Below are 17,402 nucleotides of genomic sequence, written 5' to 3' on the forward strand. Positions count from 1 at the left end.
TCTTCTGTTACGCAGTCATACGTGAAGCGAAGTCAGCCAAATAACGGTCTGTAATACGCTGACGTAAAGTAAGGTCTTCCAGTGGTGGTACTGGCGTAAAGTCATAATCAAGCAGTAAATGTCCTGATTTTAGCGACTCTTTAGAATTAACAGCTGGATCAAACCAACATTCCCCATCAATGATGTAGCCACCATTTTTTAAATCACGAAATTTGGCATTGATGCCGTCGACAATATCTTTAGCCAATGATGGATGAAGGTCTTTATCTACTGCCCACATGTGCCCTTCTGCCATGGTGTCGGCAAGAATTTGTGCTGTCCGGGTGTAGTTTTCAAAGGCGAAAAGCGGATCTGCTGAACATGTACGAGAACCCCAAAAACGGAAGCCATCTTTTTGGATCAATGTGGTGATTTCGTTGCTATTGAGGTAACCAGCATCGGTATCCATGGACTGCAATTGCCAAAAAATATCTTGAGAAATACCTGTTACACCGTTGACGGGAACGTTGGAAAGTGTTTTCTGCCAACCTGTTTCATTATCAATTTTGGCACGTAAACCTAATGCTCGAGCAGTGGCATCAAATGTCGTGGTTTTTGATGTGGCTGTGTCCCATCCTAAAAAGTCGGGATAAATCAGCATGGTTTCTCTTGCACCAATTGCTTCACGATATGCAGCTGCTTCTTCTTTTGTTTCACAGCCAAAACAAGACAGGTAGTTAAATGCTCGAAGCTTTTCAGCAATTGAGTTTAAAGCCGTTGCCACAGGTGCAGTATCTAGACCAGGAACACCCAAAATACGAGGTCGTACTTTCAGATTTTGTTCTGCTGCCAATAAGGCTTTCATGCCTGTATAACGACCATTTTCAACACCACCGATAATTGCTGAGTTTTGTTCAGCTTCTGTGGTTTTTTGGTCTACACGCACAATGACAGTAATCGCATTGGTTTGGTCTGCGATGGCTTGTAAAGAACGTGCAAGTGTTCCCTTTTCACCTGCTTTGTCCAAAGCCGTTTTGATATCTGTAGCAAGTACTGGAGTATTGAGAGGTAAAGCTGCTGCATCTGCATCTTCTGCAGTTGCAACCAATCCGATCACAGCAGTGGAAACTGTACGGATTGGTCGTGTGCCTTCATTGAGTTCAAGGACTCGGACACCATGATGGTATGAATCTGTAGCCATATAAAAAGCCTGTGATCTGTTGTTATGTTTTCAGATCACAGGCTTACAAATTGACTATATATTGTCAGTTAAATGCAGTTGTATTAAGGCTTTTTACAACTAAACTAGACCCAATTTGTCCATGTCAAATTTTTTCTAATTCTTTTCTTCACGTTGGAATCAACAATATTTACAACTGTCTGCATCAAAGTTTTTGTGATTTTATCTAAAACTTTGACTTGAACTTGGTATTCAGAAAAAGATACTGGTGCATTTAATAGTGGTATTGGACTATTTACATAATAATCAGCTTCTAGAACAATTTGATCTAAATCAGAAAATTTTAAATTATCTGAAATTATATTTAAGTCATTTGATAAACAAAATAGTTTTTCATCCACATAAATATCGGCACTCGATAAATCAAAAATATTTTGTGAATAGCCATTTAAGGCAGAATCTAAATATAATCTAGATTTGTTTTTATGATAACAATTTTGGTTGAAACTTAGATTTTTTACATCACAGTTTTTAATCACAGGTTGAGATTGAACTGAAGACATATTTTTTATTTTTGTTGAATCGATATTGACTAAGCTACAAGTATCAAATTCGGCTTTTGATTGCCAAAAGTAGTAATCATTGTTTAATTCCGTAAACTCTAGTCTAGAGTTTTGAGCAAAAACAGAAGAATTTTCAGAAATAAGACCACTAATATTTTTAACAATTGAATTGTTTAATATTGATACATCAGAAGCTGCTTGTGCAATTGATGGTAATCCACTCGTGGGTAAATTCTTACAATCAATTTCTGAATTATTAACAACCACGCTACATTCTTTAGCCAAACCGACAGAACCTGAATACGTTTGTCCAAAAAATGAAACTTTAGTTTTATTATTGATTGAAATTTGAGGCTTTAAGACATTGGCAAAAGAGAAAAAAATTACATTCCCAAATAATTCAGAAGTATTGAAAGATATATCAATGATGCCTTTGTTTGATTCGATATGAACAACTCTATCAAAGTTTTTTAGAAGGACATTATTTCCAATAAGTGAAAATTTCTCATCTATTTGATCACTTAAATTTTCAATTGTTATGCCACAGCGTGATAATGTTGTATCTTTCATTTTTGCTTCAGCGCGAATATTATTCATAATTACTTTTGCATCGCCCGAACGTCTACCAAAATAGAATGCATCGGCAAATGCATCAAAATCATTATTTAAATACCAATGCCCACCAACATTATTAATATCAATATTTTCTAATAAAATATTTTTATAGTCAAAGTAACGACTTGCATAACCATACCAGTTTGACATCTTAATATTTCTTAAAATAATGTTTTTTGCATAAATATCAAATCCATTCATTCTTGGTGTTTTATAATATTCAGTGTTAGCAAATAGATCTTGAGGCGTATTTGAACCATCAATACTTATACCATCAAACAGAACTAAAGCTTCACCAATTGTTTTTATATCGAATGTAGTATATCCAGAAGTATCACTATTATTTTTTAACTTAATTTTTACATTTCGACCTAGTGCAGTAATGCCTTTTGAGTTTTCAGTTAAAATTGAGTTTTCAAGTAGAAAATCTCGGTCTGAGCCAAAATCAATAGAAATATGTTTAACTTTAGATAAATTCATAATTCTTTTGATAATTTCAGATGAATCTTGTGTGGCATTGGTATAACCAGCATCTTCAATTAAAAATATATTTGAATTTTTTTGACGTTCCCACCCGTAAAAAACACTTACACCATCATTTTCAAGTTGCCGTGTAGCTTTATATACAAATGTATCTCCACCTAGATTTTGCCCTTCCTCATAAGATTTTAAATAAACAGTTCTTGCTTCCCATACTTCGATATTGAGTAGCTCTTGAATCGAACTTACAAGTGTGACTTTTGTTTTATCTGCATGATCTATTGCTTCTTGTTTTGCTTCTTCAACTGTACGGATTGTCGCCATCACAATATCAGCATCAATTTTTAATTCGAAATTGGCTGTATTATCTATCTGAAGAATCATACGGAATGTCATGATTCTTGCTGTACCATCTGAAGGGTTCGGTTTATATGTTGGCGGATAATTCGAGTATGCAACCAAAACATTACCGGCCCACAAACCTAATTCACGAATGTTAAAACCTCCAATAGCACTGGCAATTATAGCCTCAGCACGTAACCAATTTTTATTGTTTGGGTCTGGTGCGAGAGAGTTTAATTGGGTTCGATACACTTCATTCACTAATTTAGTAAAATTCGCACTTGGAACAGGCAGGCTACCATTACCATCTCCGAATGACATTTCAGTAATACCTAATTTAGTACCATGCTGAATTGCTTCACGAAGTAAAGCTAAACCTTGTTCTGTAAATACTGAATAATATTGTTCACCAGCCATAATTTATGCTCTTTTTGGATAGATAGTTGTTTCGTCATGCCCGTAATGAGCAAAAATTGGATAAATGATTGGGGTTGTTTCGTCTTGCTTTGGGTAAATTGTTACGTCTTCACCGTCATACATTGCAACAGCAACATTGGTGTCACCATTTACTGCAATTACATTAATTTCCACACCTTTAAGCTCTCTCGTTAGTGGCTTAGCATCATGTAAAAGTTCAACCAATGTGTTATATGATTTTTCTGATAATGACTTACCATTTGTATCAATAGTCAATTGGAATGTACCAGGTTCACTCATTGGTAACTCTTGCCACCACTCATGTACAGTGAGTGAATAACCGAAGCTTTCAACGATTTGACGTAAGGCGTAATTGGTGCCTTTGTGTTGATGTACTTTGATCGAATTTTTGATTTGGGCGCGTTTTACTTCATCTGGCCAATCATCCTGCCAACGGTCTACAGAAAATTGCCATGCCAAAATGGATAAAAAATCACTGGGCGCATCATCAATCCGAATTAAGCGAGATAGATCCGCATTGAGTTCTGTCATTTGAGCTGAGGTTTCGACAATTTTATGCTCAAAATCTGTGGCATTTGGAGGAAGTAAGTTCATGGCTCATTCCTCACACTAAGTTTTATTTCAGTACAAAAGGCTGCCTGAAAGTTATTGATATGAACCTCTTCAATTGGATGGACTAACTCAACACGTTCAACACCTGATACTTTCAATGCTGAATAGATATCTGAGAAGAACACGCCTTTACCGATGCGCTTTGGGGTTTTGGTATAATTGTTAATATTGGCTGTCGCAGCGGATAAGACTGAGTCAGTTTCAGGGACATTTTTGGTGACTAAAACAGCTTCAACAATGTAGTTTATAATTTCAGCGGACTGTACTTGAACACGGTCACCTGTAGGACGTTTCTTTTCAGCAGAAACCGAATTTAAAACGATATTATTCAACTCTGGTGTAGATGCATTATTTGCTGTGTCATGCTGCAAAATGGTCAATAGCGCATGTGCTGGTGATGGTGAACTACATTTAACATCCGCCACACGCCCATCTGCTGACAGCGTATGATATTCATAAGATGATTCTGGTCCTGCAGTACTCAAAGCATCTAATTTTTTCTGAATGCGGTAACGGAAATTTTCATCGGTTTCATAAACTGCAGGTGCAGGTGGTGTGACTGAATTATCTGCTGGAGTAATAAGCAAACGTGAAACATCAAAATTTGCACCCCAAACGTCTAGATCTGCACCTTCTGCGAACGCCAACTGTGTTGCCAGCGCTTTTTTATTAATATGCGTCCGCAATACCATTTCACGATAAGCATTTTCTTGTAGATATTTGTGCAGTGGATCTGATTCACGGCCCAATAAAATCGTGATCGCGTCTTGTTCCTCTGGTGGATACAGCGAGATCAAAAATGCTTTACGTTCTGCCAATATTTGTTCGTAATCGATTTCATCGACAAAATTGGGCTTTGGCAGTTGGCTAAAATCCACACTCATGCGCCTGCTCCCATATTTAATGGAATTCTAAGATTCATTTGTTGACCTGTGATTTGGGATAAGCCTTCGATGTCGAATACCAATCCATTCCCCTCAACACTCGACATATAAAGTTGACTGATACTAATCCGATCTTCCCAACGAGAAACCGCTGTATAAATTGCGCTATAACATTTCAAAACCAAGACATCATTAATTGGTTGATCGAGCAATTCAAAAATGAGAGATCCGTACTCGCGTCGCATGACACGAGATCCAATGGGTGTAGTGATGATGTCTTGCAATGATTGTTGGATAGACTGTTGTTCTGTTTCCAGGCTTCTACCTGTATTTTTATCAATCATGGTAAGGGTTCTCCCGAAGTTTCCTCACCTGATTTAACACCTGATGTTTTATGCAACTTCAATGAAATAGCACCTGCAGTTACGTCAGCCTCGGTACTGAAGTTTCCTGTTGAATGGCTACTGCCCTGTACAAGTTGACTGCCACCGACTGTATTGTTTCCTGTCATGGCTGTACTGCCATTGACTTGGACATTGCCATTGATGGTGGTATCACCATTGATGGTTGCCCCACCTGAATTGGCATTGACAGTCACGCCACTATCGGCATTGACAGTTACACCACTGTTTGCAGTTAAAACAGCAGTACCGTTGCTAGGTAAAATCACTTCTAATGCATGAGTTTTGGTGTCATAAGAAATCATGCAACCATCAGAAAATAGACGTATATTTTTATTTAAATCTTGTGATAACACTGGATTATCTGCATTGTTCAAGCCACCAATTGCAATACCTATCTCTAATACACCGCATGGACTTAAAACGATGACCTCTTCACCAATAGATGGTGGGTCAAAGGTTTTGTCATTGCCTGCACGTAAATTGAGATAACGGATTTTTGCAGTGGTAATCTCGCCAATTTGGACGGTCACTGTCAGAAAGGGTTTTGTCGGTTCTACGGTCTTGATTTTTCCTAAACGAATCAGGTTTTCAAGACGTCGTAATAGGTCTGCACTCATGACTGCAATCGTGTTGCAGTCATTTTTTTATTGCATGTGGTGGCTGTTGTATTAACGCTTTTTACAAATCATTTTGAAATAAGTTTAAATACTTCTGTTTCAATCATATCCATTTCTTCTGTCGTAAATCCTAAAAGTTCTCGACTGGCATATTGAACAGTTGGACCATCTTTTTCGACTTTGTCGCGTAAACCGTATTGATGAACTCGGGCAATAAATGCCACACGACCTGCAAAACCAATGGCGATGCCTTGGGCTGTGCGCTCAAAGCGCATGTATTTGGCATTTTTAATCAGATTAAACATTTTATTTTTGATTTTATTTTTCTTGTCCCGGAGACGAAACTTTCTTGGAACATAGGTCGAACCATCTGGATTTTGTTGTTTTGTGATTCGACTTTTTTGTGATGCTCGTAACTTTCGAGCGATATGCATTTCTAATTTGCGTCGCTCTTGATCACTGAGTTGATTCAGCATACTACCCAGATGTTCTGTAAGTGCTTCGAGTTCTGCCATTAGAAATATTGTTCCTCTGGTTCTGCTGAAATCCACTCTGCTAATGTTTGTCCTGTTTTACTGTCGATCATTTTAAAAATTTGCGATGGTAATGCTTTGTCATACTGAGGCTCGTCAGGAAATGAAACACTTAAAGTGCCATCATCATTATGTTTGACAATGACTCGTTCTGTGAGTGGAAGTGTCAATGCTAAATCTACGGTACCGTTGTCTAAAATCACAGTCTCAAACTTAAATGCATCTTTGCTTTTTTCTAAGTTGACTAATAATTCATGCTGATTGACACGCACCCAATCAAGCAATGGAATCATGACTGCGTCCATATCTCCAGCATATTCAGTTAAAATCAAATTGAGATCATAGACATATTCAAATGAAAGCCCGTTGGCCAAAGTACAACGGACGTTGCCTTTTTCAGTAAAAATCAGCATTCGTTCAGGATCACGCTGTAATTCTTTAACTGCGTTAAGCATGTGAGTGCGTAGGCTTTCCAGTTTTTTCATGGTTGTTCCTGAATTTTTATGACCGCGTCTACTTGTGCTGCACAAAGTGAACGTGCCAATTCGGTTTGTTCTAGCGCAAAAACCAAGTCTTGATTGGTATTCAATACAAAAATTGGTTTAGTGCATGGGCTGAGCATTGGATAGAGTTTTTGCACCTGGTGATTTGGCATTGCTGTTGAACATGCCACGAATTGCGTCAGGCACAGGCTGAATAGCCCAATTTTTACTGTCTTGATCATGGGTAAATATCTCGTTCAGCGTAACTTTGCGCTGTTCATAATTACTATGAATCTCTGTTTGTGCTTTTTGTAATTCTGCAATGGATCGGCTTTGCTCAAGTACTTGGGTACGGATTTTTTCAAGTGTTTGATCTTGGCTTTGCAGCTGCTGTTGTTTTTCTACAAGTTGTTGTTCTAACTGACCAATTTTTTGCTGAACATGGATGTAATGTTTAAACATTAAAAATACTATTAAACATAAAAGCAAAGCCAATATTGGCTTTGCAAATGGGCGAAGCACAGTTAAAGCGATCATGATGCTTTTTGCACTCCGTAGATGGGTTCAAGATGCGCTCGTTCCGTAAGGAATTTAGCTTCATAACCGAGTTTCTTATAGTTAGGACCGTTGTATAAACGGAAGACTGTGTCCCAATCTTCTTTTTGTAAAGCTGTCAGTAAACCCTTTTTAGTCTCAATGAAACGGATGAAAGCCTCTAACTGTAAAGACTCACTGGATTGCATTTGCTCAACAAAATCAAATACGGATTTGTAGCCGAGGTCTTGCCAGTTTTCACCCATGATTTGGAACTGCCCCCAAGAACAGGACATAAGTGCAGCTTCTTCGTGGATATTTTTAGCAAGTGATAAACGGGTATATTCAGCTTCATTGCCCTTGTACCCACCAGTTGCGGTGTTGACCAGATTTGGAAATAAACGCATTTGTTCATTGGCAAAGGCTTTGCCTTTAAATTTAACCAAGTATGAATACATTTTATGGCGTTCAAATAGAATCTTGGCCTTACCATTTTTTAGAAAACCAACACCACGAGCTTCAGTTGCACCAAAGGCACGAATATTGAGTTCTGGAACATTGAGACGAACTGCAGCATTTAGATAGTCTGCACCTTTTAAAAACTTATCAGTACTGCCACCCATTAAGGCTGTACGGGTTTTATCACCCACTTTACCATCATCGACTAAGCCATGTTTTCGCTGAAACTGAATCACGGCATATTCGGTATTTGTACCAAAGTCACCATCGGGATTAAGTGGTTTTGAATTTAATCCCATGAAACCAAGTGCTATAAGCTGCTTTTGGATAATAACGACAGCATCTCCTCGAGCACCAAATTTAATTAAACTCATGATGCACTCCAGATCAGCTTGGCCACATTACCTTTTGTGCGCAAAATCAAGACACAAAGCAAAACTGCAAATATTGCATCCCACAGGGTTACAGGATCTTTATAAAATAAAATATGGATGGTTTGTCCCATGAAAGCACCAATCAAAATGGTGGCAAGAATGGAATAACCACGACGATGTCGCAGGCCAGTTGGATTAAAACAAATGATACGAGCACCGCAGATCATGTATGCAATCAGTGCGATGAATTGAAATAATTGTTCCATCATGATGATCCTCCACCACGAAAAATTTTATTGATGATGTCTGTTAAGTTGGACTGATCTACCCACACCATGATTTTCAAAATGATTGGGAGTGAGAAAATGGCTGCGACCATGCCAGCTGTTGCGTCATTGGTGATAAATGTTCGAGTTGTAATCTCTGGTGTAAGCAAGTAACCAATGCCCGTTGCTAAAAGCATAGTCAGCATACGTTGTAAGGGTTTTAGATCTTTTTTAGTCGTAGCAAATAGTGCTGCGCCAAAAACTGCGCCCAACAACGCATTGCCGTTGATAAAGGGTAAAAGTGAAGCTGCACTTAAAGTGATTGCTGTTGCAGCTGCTGTTGTGGTTGGTTCTGGCATTTTGTTATTAGTCCCATAGGTTTATGGTTTGTTTTGTTTGTTGCGGTGTTTCAATTTCAGGCAATGTGACTTGTGTCCCCATTGGAATAAATGGACCAAATTCAGCAAGTTTGGGATTGGCAGTTAAAACCATTTCGACCACGCCTGAGCTACGACCGTACTCGCGCCAACAGATCGCATCGACCGTGTCGTTCTGTAGAGCAGTGATGGTTTTAGCCATGAACTAATCCTTACAATCCAATACTTCTACAATTCGAATTTCACATTCATACATCGTTGGATTAATCCCATTATTTTGAGTAAGAACACGTGCCTCAGGTTGAATTGCTTTAGATTGCAAATCCAAACCAAGTTCAGTAGCAATTCTTTCAAGTGCAAGTCGTTCTAACTCTTTCTGAGAAAAACGATAGAAATGAACCCGTTGATGTGTTTCCTTTGATGAAATATTCATTTTCATATCAACTCCACTACGGTGTGGTTTTCACCGAGCAACTGTTGAATTGCCCATTGTCGATTGCGTCGATAATCATCCACAGTACATTCCGCTTGCTCTGCTTTTTTCGCACCTGAATTGGAACTGTCATAATTGCGATAGTTCTCATTGACCTTGGCTGCGACACCATTGGCAATTGCGGAAAGATATAAATAATCGGTATCGGGTTTGCCATCGATGATGGTTTTGGATAAATCGGATAATTTGGCAACATTGGTTTGCAATGAAATAAGCAAACGATTCAGGTCGATGACTTCTTCAATGATGGTTTGTTTAAGTCGTTCGTTGGTGACAGCTCCGTCAATACGGACAATTTCTCGGATATGGTCAAGACCAACACTCGGATAAAACGAGTCACTTTCGATGATGATTTGACTTGGTGTTGTATTGCCATTTGCGACGAATCCCATGCTGTCCCCTGCCGTCTGTTTTTGTTGAATTTAGTGCATGGGTGGGAACAACTCTCTAAGTGTGTATTACGATGTAATGACACTGAAATTGTTCGCCCATGCGGTGCGTGGGCACTTATTCAGTCGTTTTAAAAACCAAGGAACCTTGGTCATTTACGACTTGTGAACCATCACTATTCAGTAAAGGTTCAGGCTGTTTTGGTAAGCGATCTGCAAATTTATCAAGAAACTTCTTTGTTGCTTTCATTTCACCGAAAGCACCAGACTTTTCATCTAATTCAAAAGCAGACGTTAAATATGCTTCTGCTGATTGTGCATGTGCCAGATCCGCATCACTTGGTTCATCTTTACTCTGAATTAATTTGACTGTGGCTTTACCCAAAGCTAAATACAATTTGGCTTTAGCTTGGTTCGGCATATCCAATACTTTTGGATCTAGATCAGGATTTAGAATCAATCGTTCAACTTGTTCTAAAACTGAAATATCAACTGCAGCATCAGTTTTAAGTTGTTTTAAAAATGCTTCAGCAATGGTTTCAACCACATAAGTTGCTGTATTGCGCTTAAATGAATCGGGCATGATCATGTTATGACGTAAAGCAAACTCTGCTAATAACAATGCTTTTGCATAATCACCCACATCGATACACCAAACCAAAATAGTCATAAAGACTTCATCTTGAATAGATTTATCAGCTTCAAGAATGCCTTCGATATATGGTAAATAATTTGGAAGTAAAGCTGTTTTTAAAACAACTTTAGCTGCGGTGGCTTGGATTTGTTTGAGACGTTGACGATCATTATTGAGTTGCACCATCTGCAACTCATAAGCCGTCATGTCTTGCATCGCGCCAAACTCAGCAGCCGTTTCGGCTGCTTTTTTGGCTTGATGTTTTTGGAAATGCTGACGTGCTAGGGTCATAATTACACCAATTCGATTTTTTCAGCCATTGCAGCAAGACCCAAATCTTCGATGTAATAATCTTCGTTTGAAGATTCATAGTTTTCGATTTGGTCACGTTTTGGATTGTCGATGACAGTACGACGACGAGCACCTTCTTGAACATAAATTGAAAGGTTGTCAAAAGTTGTCACCAAAATGGCATCTTCTGGGAAGAACGGTACTGCATAAACAGGCAAATTACCCATACGCTTTTGGCTGATGATGATGTCAGCTGCCAATTTTTCCGTGTTTTCTTGTTCTTTGTTAACAATCGGAAAGTACTTATCTGCCAATGTTTTACGATTACACAGTACAACTAAATCTGGATTGTCCTGATGCACTTCATCAATCATTTCATTGGTCAGATCCATCACCAAAGCATCGACATTGTGATAATCACCCGTTGCACCGACGGTAATTTTTCCAACAATTTTACCTGATGACATCACACGTTCAGAATTTTCTTCACGCATCTTCTGCAACCAGCCTTTGTTTACATCTTGCAGTTTTGGATTTGCAATAATGTCAGTTGTCGTCGCAATAGAAGTACCATTGAAGCCAATCATGATACGGTCTAGACCTTGGCGTTTTTGAATTTGACCACTGAAACGAGCATAGAAATCTTTAAATTTTGCCCATTGATCTAGTTTTTGATATTTGATTGCTGTATCAAAATCAGTTTTACGACACATATAAAAACGCTCATCCATCGATGTTGGGTCTTTGGCTTGGCGATCTGTCGTGTCCGTATTTGTACGTGAGGCAATTGGACGTGAAATACCCAATCCAACTGCTGAACCTGACTGTTCTTGAACTAAGAAAATATTGATTTTCTGTAAAAATGCAGAAGATAACTGAATTTTATCTTCTAATTTCTGTTGAATCGTTGGTGCAACATTAAACTTTTCAGATACTTTGCTTACACCATTCAACTTGGCTAATTGAGTCATTGACTCATTGAATTTAAAACGTGTTTCTGGACGCATGTTAGATACTCTTTATATTTATAGTGATGGTTTTAGCAATCAACGGTTTCAGTGAATTTTGAATTTCCTGAAGTTGGACGTGGCTGTTGATCAGGCTCACCTTCTAACTTGGTTTTAAATTCATTGAAATCTTTTTTCAGCTGCTCATGTTCTGTGTTTAAAGTATTGAAATCATTTTCAAGTTTTGAAACCGTTTGACCTTGATTTGCAGTTTCAGTTGCGATTTCAACAATGGCTTGTTCTTGCTCAGAAAAGTATTCCGCAGACTTCTGTTCTGACTTTTGTTGTTTTGAGAACAGGTCTTTTACTTTTTGTACCAAGCCTGCGGAATATGATTGCTGTGTTTTGACTTCTTCAAATTCGAATTCCGTCTCTACTGCAGCAGTAAACAGATTTTCAGGGCGTTGTTTTTTACTTGCCAAAGGATTGGATTTTGCTGTAGCAGCAAATTGCAAATATTCGGTTCCCAATGATGCAGGTGAGTCTGTCACAGCCAAACCGATTAAGTATGCGGAACCTTTACCTGCAAAGTTTTCGTCTACCTCAATGGATGTATAGACTTTTTGCTTTTTCTGATTGAGATCAATCAAACTTTGAGTCGGTTCAATTTGGGCAAAAAGTGCGTCTTTTTCTTCACCACTGATTGTGACTTTTTCTGTTTTTAACGCAATGACATCGCCATAAGCACCAAAAACACCGTCAGGAAAAACTGAACGAAAGTGTTCAATATTGATACGAGCACCGTAGGTATTTGGGTCATAATTCTGCGCCATTTGGACGATCCATTCTGGCTGAATTTCACGACCATCTGTGGTATCCCCTGCCACGGCAATACGAAACCACTTCGATTTATATTTCTTATCTTCTTTGCTCATTTGCAAACCTATTCATAAAAAAATGGACGGATAAAAATCACGCTTTTGAATAGGTGCAGGATGGGCAATTATGCGCTAACCAAGCAATTAAACCCTTTTGTATTAAGCCTTTTTACAACTCACATGAACTGATTGTTAGATTTCTTACTGCCAATGTTCGCTTATAGAAAATAAGCAAAACATTGTAATGAATGACCTATCCCCCATCGCAAATCTGCACTTGATCATGGACAACAAGCTGAAAGGAAAGTTCCTTTATTGGCTTGGTTGGAAAATTGTCGATATAGCAGAAGTACTCGAAGAAAAAGAACGGACAGTTCAGGCATGGAAAACACGGGACGAATGGGAAAAAGAAAAGCCTGAAAATCGTGTTGAATGTGCACTGACTGTACGTCTGATGCAACTTATTCTTAAAAATAAAAAAACATCTGGTGATATCAAAGAAATTGATTTGTTAATGCGGACTTATAAAGAATTCGCTCGAATAGAAAAATATCGCTTGGATGGATCTGAAGCTGATCTAAATCCTAATATTCAAAGACGTAACTCAGCACCCCGTAAAAAAGTACCGAACCATTTTGATGAAGAACAAATCGAAGAAATGGTACTGGCATTTGAAGAACGATTGTTTGAGTACCAATGGACTTGGTACCGTGCAATGGACCAACGTTCTAGAATGATCCTAAAAAGTCGTCAGATTGGTGCAACTTATTATTTTGCATTTGAAGCACTGATCGACGCACTAAAAACAGGTCGAAATCAAATCTTCTTGTCAGCATCTAAAGCCCAAGCACATATTTTTAAACACTATATAAAAAAATATGCTCAGGAAATTTGTGGTGTAGAACTGACTGGAGATCCAATTCTATTATCCAATGGTGCTGAACTCAGATTTTTAGGAACAAACTACAGGACAGCTCAGGGTCATCACGGAAATTTATATTTTGATGAAATATTTTGGACCCATGGTTTCCAAGAACTTGAGGAAGTTGCCTCAGGTATGGCAACTCATAAAAACTGGCGTTTGACTTATTTCTCAACACCATCATCCATCACACATGAAGCCTATGAGTTTTGGACTGGAACTCGTTTTAATAAAGGTAAACCCAAAGATCAACATTTAAAAATTGATGTTAGTCATGATGCTTTAAAAGATGGTCGAGTTTGTGAAGACTTGATGTGGCGACAAATAGTCACAGTTGAAGATGCTCAAGCAGGCGGTTGTGATTTATTTGATATTGAACGTCTGAAATTTGAAAAGTCTCCAGATGCTTTTCAAAATCTTTACATGTGTGAATTTGTTGATGATGGTCAATCAATGTTTCCATTGGCTATGATGCAATCATGCATGATTGATACTTGGGAAATTTGGAAAGATTTTAAACCACATCATGCAAGGCCATTTGCTAATAAACCAGTCTGGGTAGGTTATGACCCAGCAAGAACGGGGGACAATGCAGGTTTAGTCGTTGTTGCCCCACCCCTTGTTCCTGGTGGTAAATTTCGTGTTTTAGAGTGTCATCAATTTAAAGGTGATGATTTTGCCCAACAAGCAGAACATATCAGAAATATAACCCTACGTTATAACGTGGTTTATATCGGAATTGATACTACTGGTATGGGCTATGGTGTTGCAGAACTTGTACGCCAGTTTTTCCCTGCATTAACTACATTTAATTATTCGCCAGAAGTTAAATCTAATCTTGTTTATAAAACATTAGATGTCGTCAGAAATGGTCGTCTTGAGTATGACTCAGGCAATAAAGATTTAACTCAGTCATTAATGAGCATTAAAAAAACACTAACTGCTTCACAAAAACAAATCACGTTTACAGCTGGGCGTTCGGATGAAGTAGGTCATGCGGATCTCGCATGGGCACTCATGCATGCAATTTATAACGAACCACTCGCAGGTATTACAGAAACCAATTCTTCAATGATCGAGATTTATTCATGAAACCATTTTCTATTGCAAAAAACATTTTAAGTAATGCATTGAATTTACGCCCTCACCCTAACTTTCCGATGCATTCAAATCCTAAAACTGAGGCATTTACATTTGGAGATGCAACTCCAATAACTGATGGCCATGACTTATCAAATTATATGGAGTGTTGGTTTAATGGCCGTTGGTATGAACCACAAGCCAATTTACATGGCTTATCAAAAACGGTAAAAGGCACACCATATTTGAGTAGTGCAATCAATTTTAAGAAAAATTATTTATCTAATTTATTTATTCCACATCCACATTTGAGTAAAAAGGATTTTGATCAAATCGCTTTGGATATTTTATGGAGTGGTAACTTTTACTTAGAAGATATTCGTTCACGTTTGAATAATCGTATTCAACTTAAAGCTGCTTTATCAAAATATACTCGAGTTGGTGATTTACCTGGCCAATATTTTTATTTGTCCAATGATCACAATGGTTATGTTGAACATGAATTCATGAATGGTCGAGTGTTTCATGTTCGTGAAACAGATATTGATCAAGAGATTTATGGTGTGCCTGAATATTTGTCTGCTCTGCAAAGTGCTTGGCTCAATGACTCAGCTACATTATTCCGTCGTAAATACTATAACAATGGATCACATGCAGGATTTATTCTTTATGTGAATGACCCAGCTTCAGATCCAAATGACATTACTGCACTCAGAACAGCACTGAAAGAAAGTAAAGGTCCAGGGAACTTTCGTAACCTGTTCTATTACAGCCCGAATGGTAAAAAGGATGGTATTCAAGTCATTCCCACATCTGAGATTGCTGCAAAGGATGATTTTGTTAGCATCAAAGGAACTAGCCGTGATGACATGCTTGCATCGATGCGAGTCTACCCACAGCTTTTAGGGATCATTCCATCAAATGCCGGTGGCTTTGGTGATATCAAATCTGCATCGGAAGCATATAATTTTAATGAAGGTGGGCCATTGAAAGCCAAGATGTTACAGCTCAATGAAATGATTGGCGATGAAGTAATTAGATTTAAAGATTTCGAATTAATAACGACAAAATAAAAAAAGCCCTAAGGGCTTTTTTTTATGGATTTAAAAATTCCAATATCGATTTCAATTCTTGATTAACATGATTTATAGCTATTTCAGCAAATTGATTATTACAATCCTCTTCCTTCAATTTCATTAATTCTTCATTGATCTTTACAATCTTTAACTGCGCTCTCGTTATGTTCTCTTTAACTACGCTTTGACGTTCATTTAACATATAAAACCTTTTAAATCATTAAGTTATGATTATATTTTCGCTCGAACTAGGACACACATCAAGCAATTTGTTGATTTTTATCGGATTATTTTTTAATAAGAATTATTATCATTTATTCTATTTGGGTAGGCGCAGCCGCGCAGTTGCCCCACCCCACCTGCCCACACTAAATATGGCTGATTTACTACAGAGGCAAGGAAAATGTAATGGTCTTGAATGATGCGTTGTTATTAGGCTTTCTCAGTGCTTAGGCTAATTTTTGAATACTGCATTTCACTGCAAAATACAAAAATATTAATTTGCATAAATGACAGCTAAACAAAAATTTCACCGACAAGATTTATCGGACATAAACAACACCGATTGGTAAAACAAGGAACAAAATTTAAGTCTTTCTCGGCTTTGACAAACATTTGAAGTAATAAAGTAATAATCAGATATAAACAATTGAAAAATATAAATAAAATATATTACACCTTGAGGTAATATTTTGTAATTTCAGAAGTAATTTTTTATAAACCATTGATTTTATTGAAACAGCAATTGATAAAAAAATACTATTTTGTACAGTATTAAATTACCTCATTATTACTTAAAAATTACTTTTAGAAATCTTTATAAGCTACTGATTATATATTAATTATTTAAAAATATTACTTTATTACTTCAAAAATTAACTACCCTCAACTTATTTTCAATAATCAAGAATACAGAGTTTTGCTGATATTTCACTCGAATTTAATTTTAAGTATGGGAGTGATATGGGAATGGTAATGTAAGTCAAAATGACTGATACAAACTAAGTAATAAAAAGAGTAAACAGATATCAAAGAATGAATAAAACTGTATATATAGATATTTTTCTAATAAAATCAAATAAATGGTCGGAGCAGTAGGATTCGAACCTACGACCCCCTGGTCCCAAACCAGGTGCACTACCAGGCTGTGCTATGCTCCGAATTTACAACAAACTTAAGGAATTGGGGTGAATGATGGGGCTCGAACCCACGACAACCGGAATCACAATCCGGGGCTCTACCAACTGAGCTACATCCACCGTCACATTAAGTTTTAGGATCTATAGTATCAAGCAACATATGGTGCGCCTGACAGGATTCGAACCTGTGACCATCCGCTTAGAAGGCGGATGCTCTATCCAACTGAGCTACAGGCGCATGACCAATGATACTAATATCACAGATTAACTTGCCTTGAAGAATTGGTCGGAGCAGTAGGATTCGAACCTACGACCCCCTGGTCCCAAACCAGGTGCACTACCAGGCTGTGCTATGCTCCGTTCATCTCAGCTTTTATGTATCGCACATCGTGCGGTACGGTGTGCATTCTAGGC

At 37.8% G+C, this 17,402-nt stretch carries 22 protein-coding genes and 4 tRNA genes; 2 read left to right on the forward strand and 24 right to left on the reverse strand.

Translation table 11 applies throughout. The features are described 5' to 3' along the window. Positions 1 to 7: 7 nt before the first annotated feature. The 19 genes from F981_RS17860 to F981_RS17945 form a co-directional block, all read right to left on the reverse strand. Positions 8 to 1,180 carry a phage tail sheath protein gene (locus F981_RS17860; protein ID WP_004723903.1) on the reverse strand — a complete coding sequence of 391 codons (1,173 nt, stop codon included), beginning with the start codon at positions 1,178 to 1,180 and terminating at the stop codon, positions 8 to 10. A 104-nt stretch (positions 1,181 to 1,284) separates the two neighbouring features. Further along, positions 1,285 to 3,576, reverse strand: a complete 2,292-nt coding sequence (locus tag F981_RS17865; protein WP_004723904.1) for a phage tail protein — start codon at positions 3,574 to 3,576, stop codon at positions 1,285 to 1,287. 3 nt (positions 3,577 to 3,579) lie between these two features. Then, entirely contained in the window at positions 3,580 to 4,191 is a 612-nt protein-coding gene (locus tag F981_RS17870) for a phage tail protein I (RefSeq protein WP_004723906.1), read from the reverse strand. After that, entirely contained in the window at positions 4,188 to 5,093 is a 906-nt protein-coding gene (locus F981_RS17875) for a baseplate assembly protein (protein ID WP_004723907.1), read from the reverse strand. The genes F981_RS17870 and F981_RS17875 overlap by 4 nt, the downstream gene beginning before the upstream one ends. Beyond that, positions 5,090 to 5,437 (reverse strand): GPW/gp25 family protein, encoded by a 348-nt coding sequence (locus F981_RS17880; RefSeq protein WP_004723909.1) that lies wholly within the window; start codon positions 5,435 to 5,437, stop codon positions 5,090 to 5,092. The genes F981_RS17875 and F981_RS17880 overlap by 4 nt, the downstream gene beginning before the upstream one ends. Further along, the gene (locus F981_RS17885; RefSeq protein ID WP_004723912.1) at positions 5,434 to 6,114 is read right to left on the reverse strand and encodes a phage baseplate assembly protein V; all 681 of its coding nucleotides are present in this window, start codon (positions 6,112 to 6,114) and stop codon (positions 5,434 to 5,436) included. Before F981_RS17885 ends, F981_RS17880 begins: the two co-directional genes overlap by 4 nt. A gap of 68 nt (positions 6,115 to 6,182) precedes the next feature. Further along, on the reverse strand, positions 6,183 to 6,629 hold the full coding sequence (locus tag F981_RS17890) for a phage virion morphogenesis protein (protein WP_004723913.1): 447 nt from the start codon (positions 6,627 to 6,629) through the stop codon (positions 6,183 to 6,185). Continuing rightward, positions 6,629 to 7,132, reverse strand: a complete 504-nt coding sequence (locus F981_RS17895) for a phage tail protein (RefSeq protein WP_004723916.1) — start codon at positions 7,130 to 7,132, stop codon at positions 6,629 to 6,631. The genes F981_RS17890 and F981_RS17895 overlap by 1 nt, the downstream gene beginning before the upstream one ends. Continuing rightward, on the reverse strand, positions 7,129 to 7,302 hold the full coding sequence (gene lysC / locus F981_RS24445; RefSeq protein ID WP_151027096.1) for an Rz1-like lysis system protein LysC: 174 nt from the start codon (positions 7,300 to 7,302) through the stop codon (positions 7,129 to 7,131). Before lysC ends, F981_RS17895 begins: the two co-directional genes overlap by 4 nt. Then, a complete protein-coding gene (locus tag F981_RS24255; RefSeq protein WP_004723919.1) occupies positions 7,250 to 7,666 on the reverse strand; it encodes a hypothetical protein in 417 nt (138 codons plus the stop codon). The genes lysC and F981_RS24255 overlap by 53 nt, the downstream gene beginning before the upstream one ends. Continuing rightward, complete coding sequence (locus F981_RS17905) at positions 7,663 to 8,496, reverse strand: N-acetylmuramidase domain-containing protein (RefSeq protein ID WP_004723922.1); 834 nt, start codon at positions 8,494 to 8,496, stop codon at positions 7,663 to 7,665. The genes F981_RS24255 and F981_RS17905 overlap by 4 nt, the downstream gene beginning before the upstream one ends. Continuing rightward, positions 8,493 to 8,765: a phage holin family protein gene (locus F981_RS17910; RefSeq protein ID WP_004723925.1), complete on the reverse strand. Its 273-nt coding sequence runs from the start codon at positions 8,763 to 8,765 to the stop codon at positions 8,493 to 8,495. The genes F981_RS17905 and F981_RS17910 overlap by 4 nt, the downstream gene beginning before the upstream one ends. Then, positions 8,762 to 9,121, reverse strand: a complete 360-nt coding sequence (locus tag F981_RS17915) for a putative holin (RefSeq protein WP_004723926.1) — start codon at positions 9,119 to 9,121, stop codon at positions 8,762 to 8,764. Before F981_RS17915 ends, F981_RS17910 begins: the two co-directional genes overlap by 4 nt. A gap of 7 nt (positions 9,122 to 9,128) precedes the next feature. Next, positions 9,129 to 9,341 (reverse strand): tail protein X, encoded by a 213-nt coding sequence (locus F981_RS17920; protein ID WP_004723928.1) that lies wholly within the window; start codon positions 9,339 to 9,341, stop codon positions 9,129 to 9,131. A 3-nt stretch (positions 9,342 to 9,344) separates the two neighbouring features. Next, positions 9,345 to 9,578: a hypothetical protein gene (locus F981_RS17925; protein WP_004723929.1), complete on the reverse strand. Its 234-nt coding sequence runs from the start codon at positions 9,576 to 9,578 to the stop codon at positions 9,345 to 9,347. Continuing rightward, positions 9,575 to 10,024 (reverse strand): head completion/stabilization protein, encoded by a 450-nt coding sequence (locus F981_RS17930; RefSeq protein ID WP_004723932.1) that lies wholly within the window; start codon positions 10,022 to 10,024, stop codon positions 9,575 to 9,577. The genes F981_RS17925 and F981_RS17930 overlap by 4 nt, the downstream gene beginning before the upstream one ends. 115 nt (positions 10,025 to 10,139) lie before the next feature. After that, positions 10,140 to 10,946: a phage terminase small subunit gene (gpM, locus tag F981_RS17935; RefSeq protein ID WP_004723934.1), complete on the reverse strand. Its 807-nt coding sequence runs from the start codon at positions 10,944 to 10,946 to the stop codon at positions 10,140 to 10,142. Positions 10,947 to 10,948: 2 nt separating this feature from the next. Next, entirely contained in the window at positions 10,949 to 11,953 is a 1,005-nt protein-coding gene (locus F981_RS17940) for a phage major capsid protein, P2 family (RefSeq protein ID WP_004723936.1), read from the reverse strand. 32 nt (positions 11,954 to 11,985) lie between these two features. Beyond that, the gene (locus tag F981_RS17945) at positions 11,986 to 12,828 is read right to left on the reverse strand and encodes a GPO family capsid scaffolding protein (RefSeq protein ID WP_004723938.1); all 843 of its coding nucleotides are present in this window, start codon (positions 12,826 to 12,828) and stop codon (positions 11,986 to 11,988) included. A 187-nt stretch (positions 12,829 to 13,015) separates the two neighbouring features. Between F981_RS17945 and F981_RS17950 the strand changes: the two genes are divergently transcribed. Together F981_RS17950 and F981_RS17955 are read left to right on the forward strand one after the other, a co-directional pair. Beyond that, entirely contained in the window at positions 13,016 to 14,785 is a 1,770-nt protein-coding gene (locus F981_RS17950) for a terminase large subunit domain-containing protein (RefSeq protein WP_004723940.1), read from the forward strand. Beyond that, positions 14,782 to 15,846, forward strand: coding sequence for a phage portal protein (locus F981_RS17955; protein ID WP_004723942.1), 1,065 nt, complete (start codon positions 14,782 to 14,784; stop codon positions 15,844 to 15,846). Before F981_RS17950 ends, F981_RS17955 begins: the two co-directional genes overlap by 4 nt. A 22-nt stretch (positions 15,847 to 15,868) precedes the next feature. Here the strand turns inward: F981_RS17955 and F981_RS17960 are convergent, their stop codons facing one another. The 5 genes from F981_RS17960 to F981_RS17980 form a co-directional block, all read right to left on the reverse strand. Beyond that, positions 15,869 to 16,051 (reverse strand): hypothetical protein, encoded by a 183-nt coding sequence (locus F981_RS17960; protein ID WP_004723944.1) that lies wholly within the window; start codon positions 16,049 to 16,051, stop codon positions 15,869 to 15,871. Positions 16,052 to 16,932: 881 nt separating this feature from the next. Continuing rightward, positions 16,933 to 17,009 (reverse strand) — tRNA-Pro (locus F981_RS17965). Positions 17,010 to 17,032: 23 nt separating this feature from the next. After that, a tRNA-His gene (locus tag F981_RS17970) sits at positions 17,033 to 17,108 on the reverse strand. 41 nt (positions 17,109 to 17,149) lie between these two features. Further along, positions 17,150 to 17,226 (reverse strand) — tRNA-Arg (locus F981_RS17975). Positions 17,227 to 17,271: 45 nt separating this feature from the next. Beyond that, positions 17,272 to 17,348, reverse strand: a tRNA-Pro gene (locus tag F981_RS17980). Between the last annotated feature and the right edge of the window lie 54 nt (positions 17,349 to 17,402).

It is taken from the genome of Acinetobacter guillouiae CIP 63.46, from assembly GCF_000368145.1.
In the GTDB taxonomy this organism is placed as follows: domain Bacteria; phylum Pseudomonadota; class Gammaproteobacteria; order Pseudomonadales; family Moraxellaceae; genus Acinetobacter; species Acinetobacter guillouiae.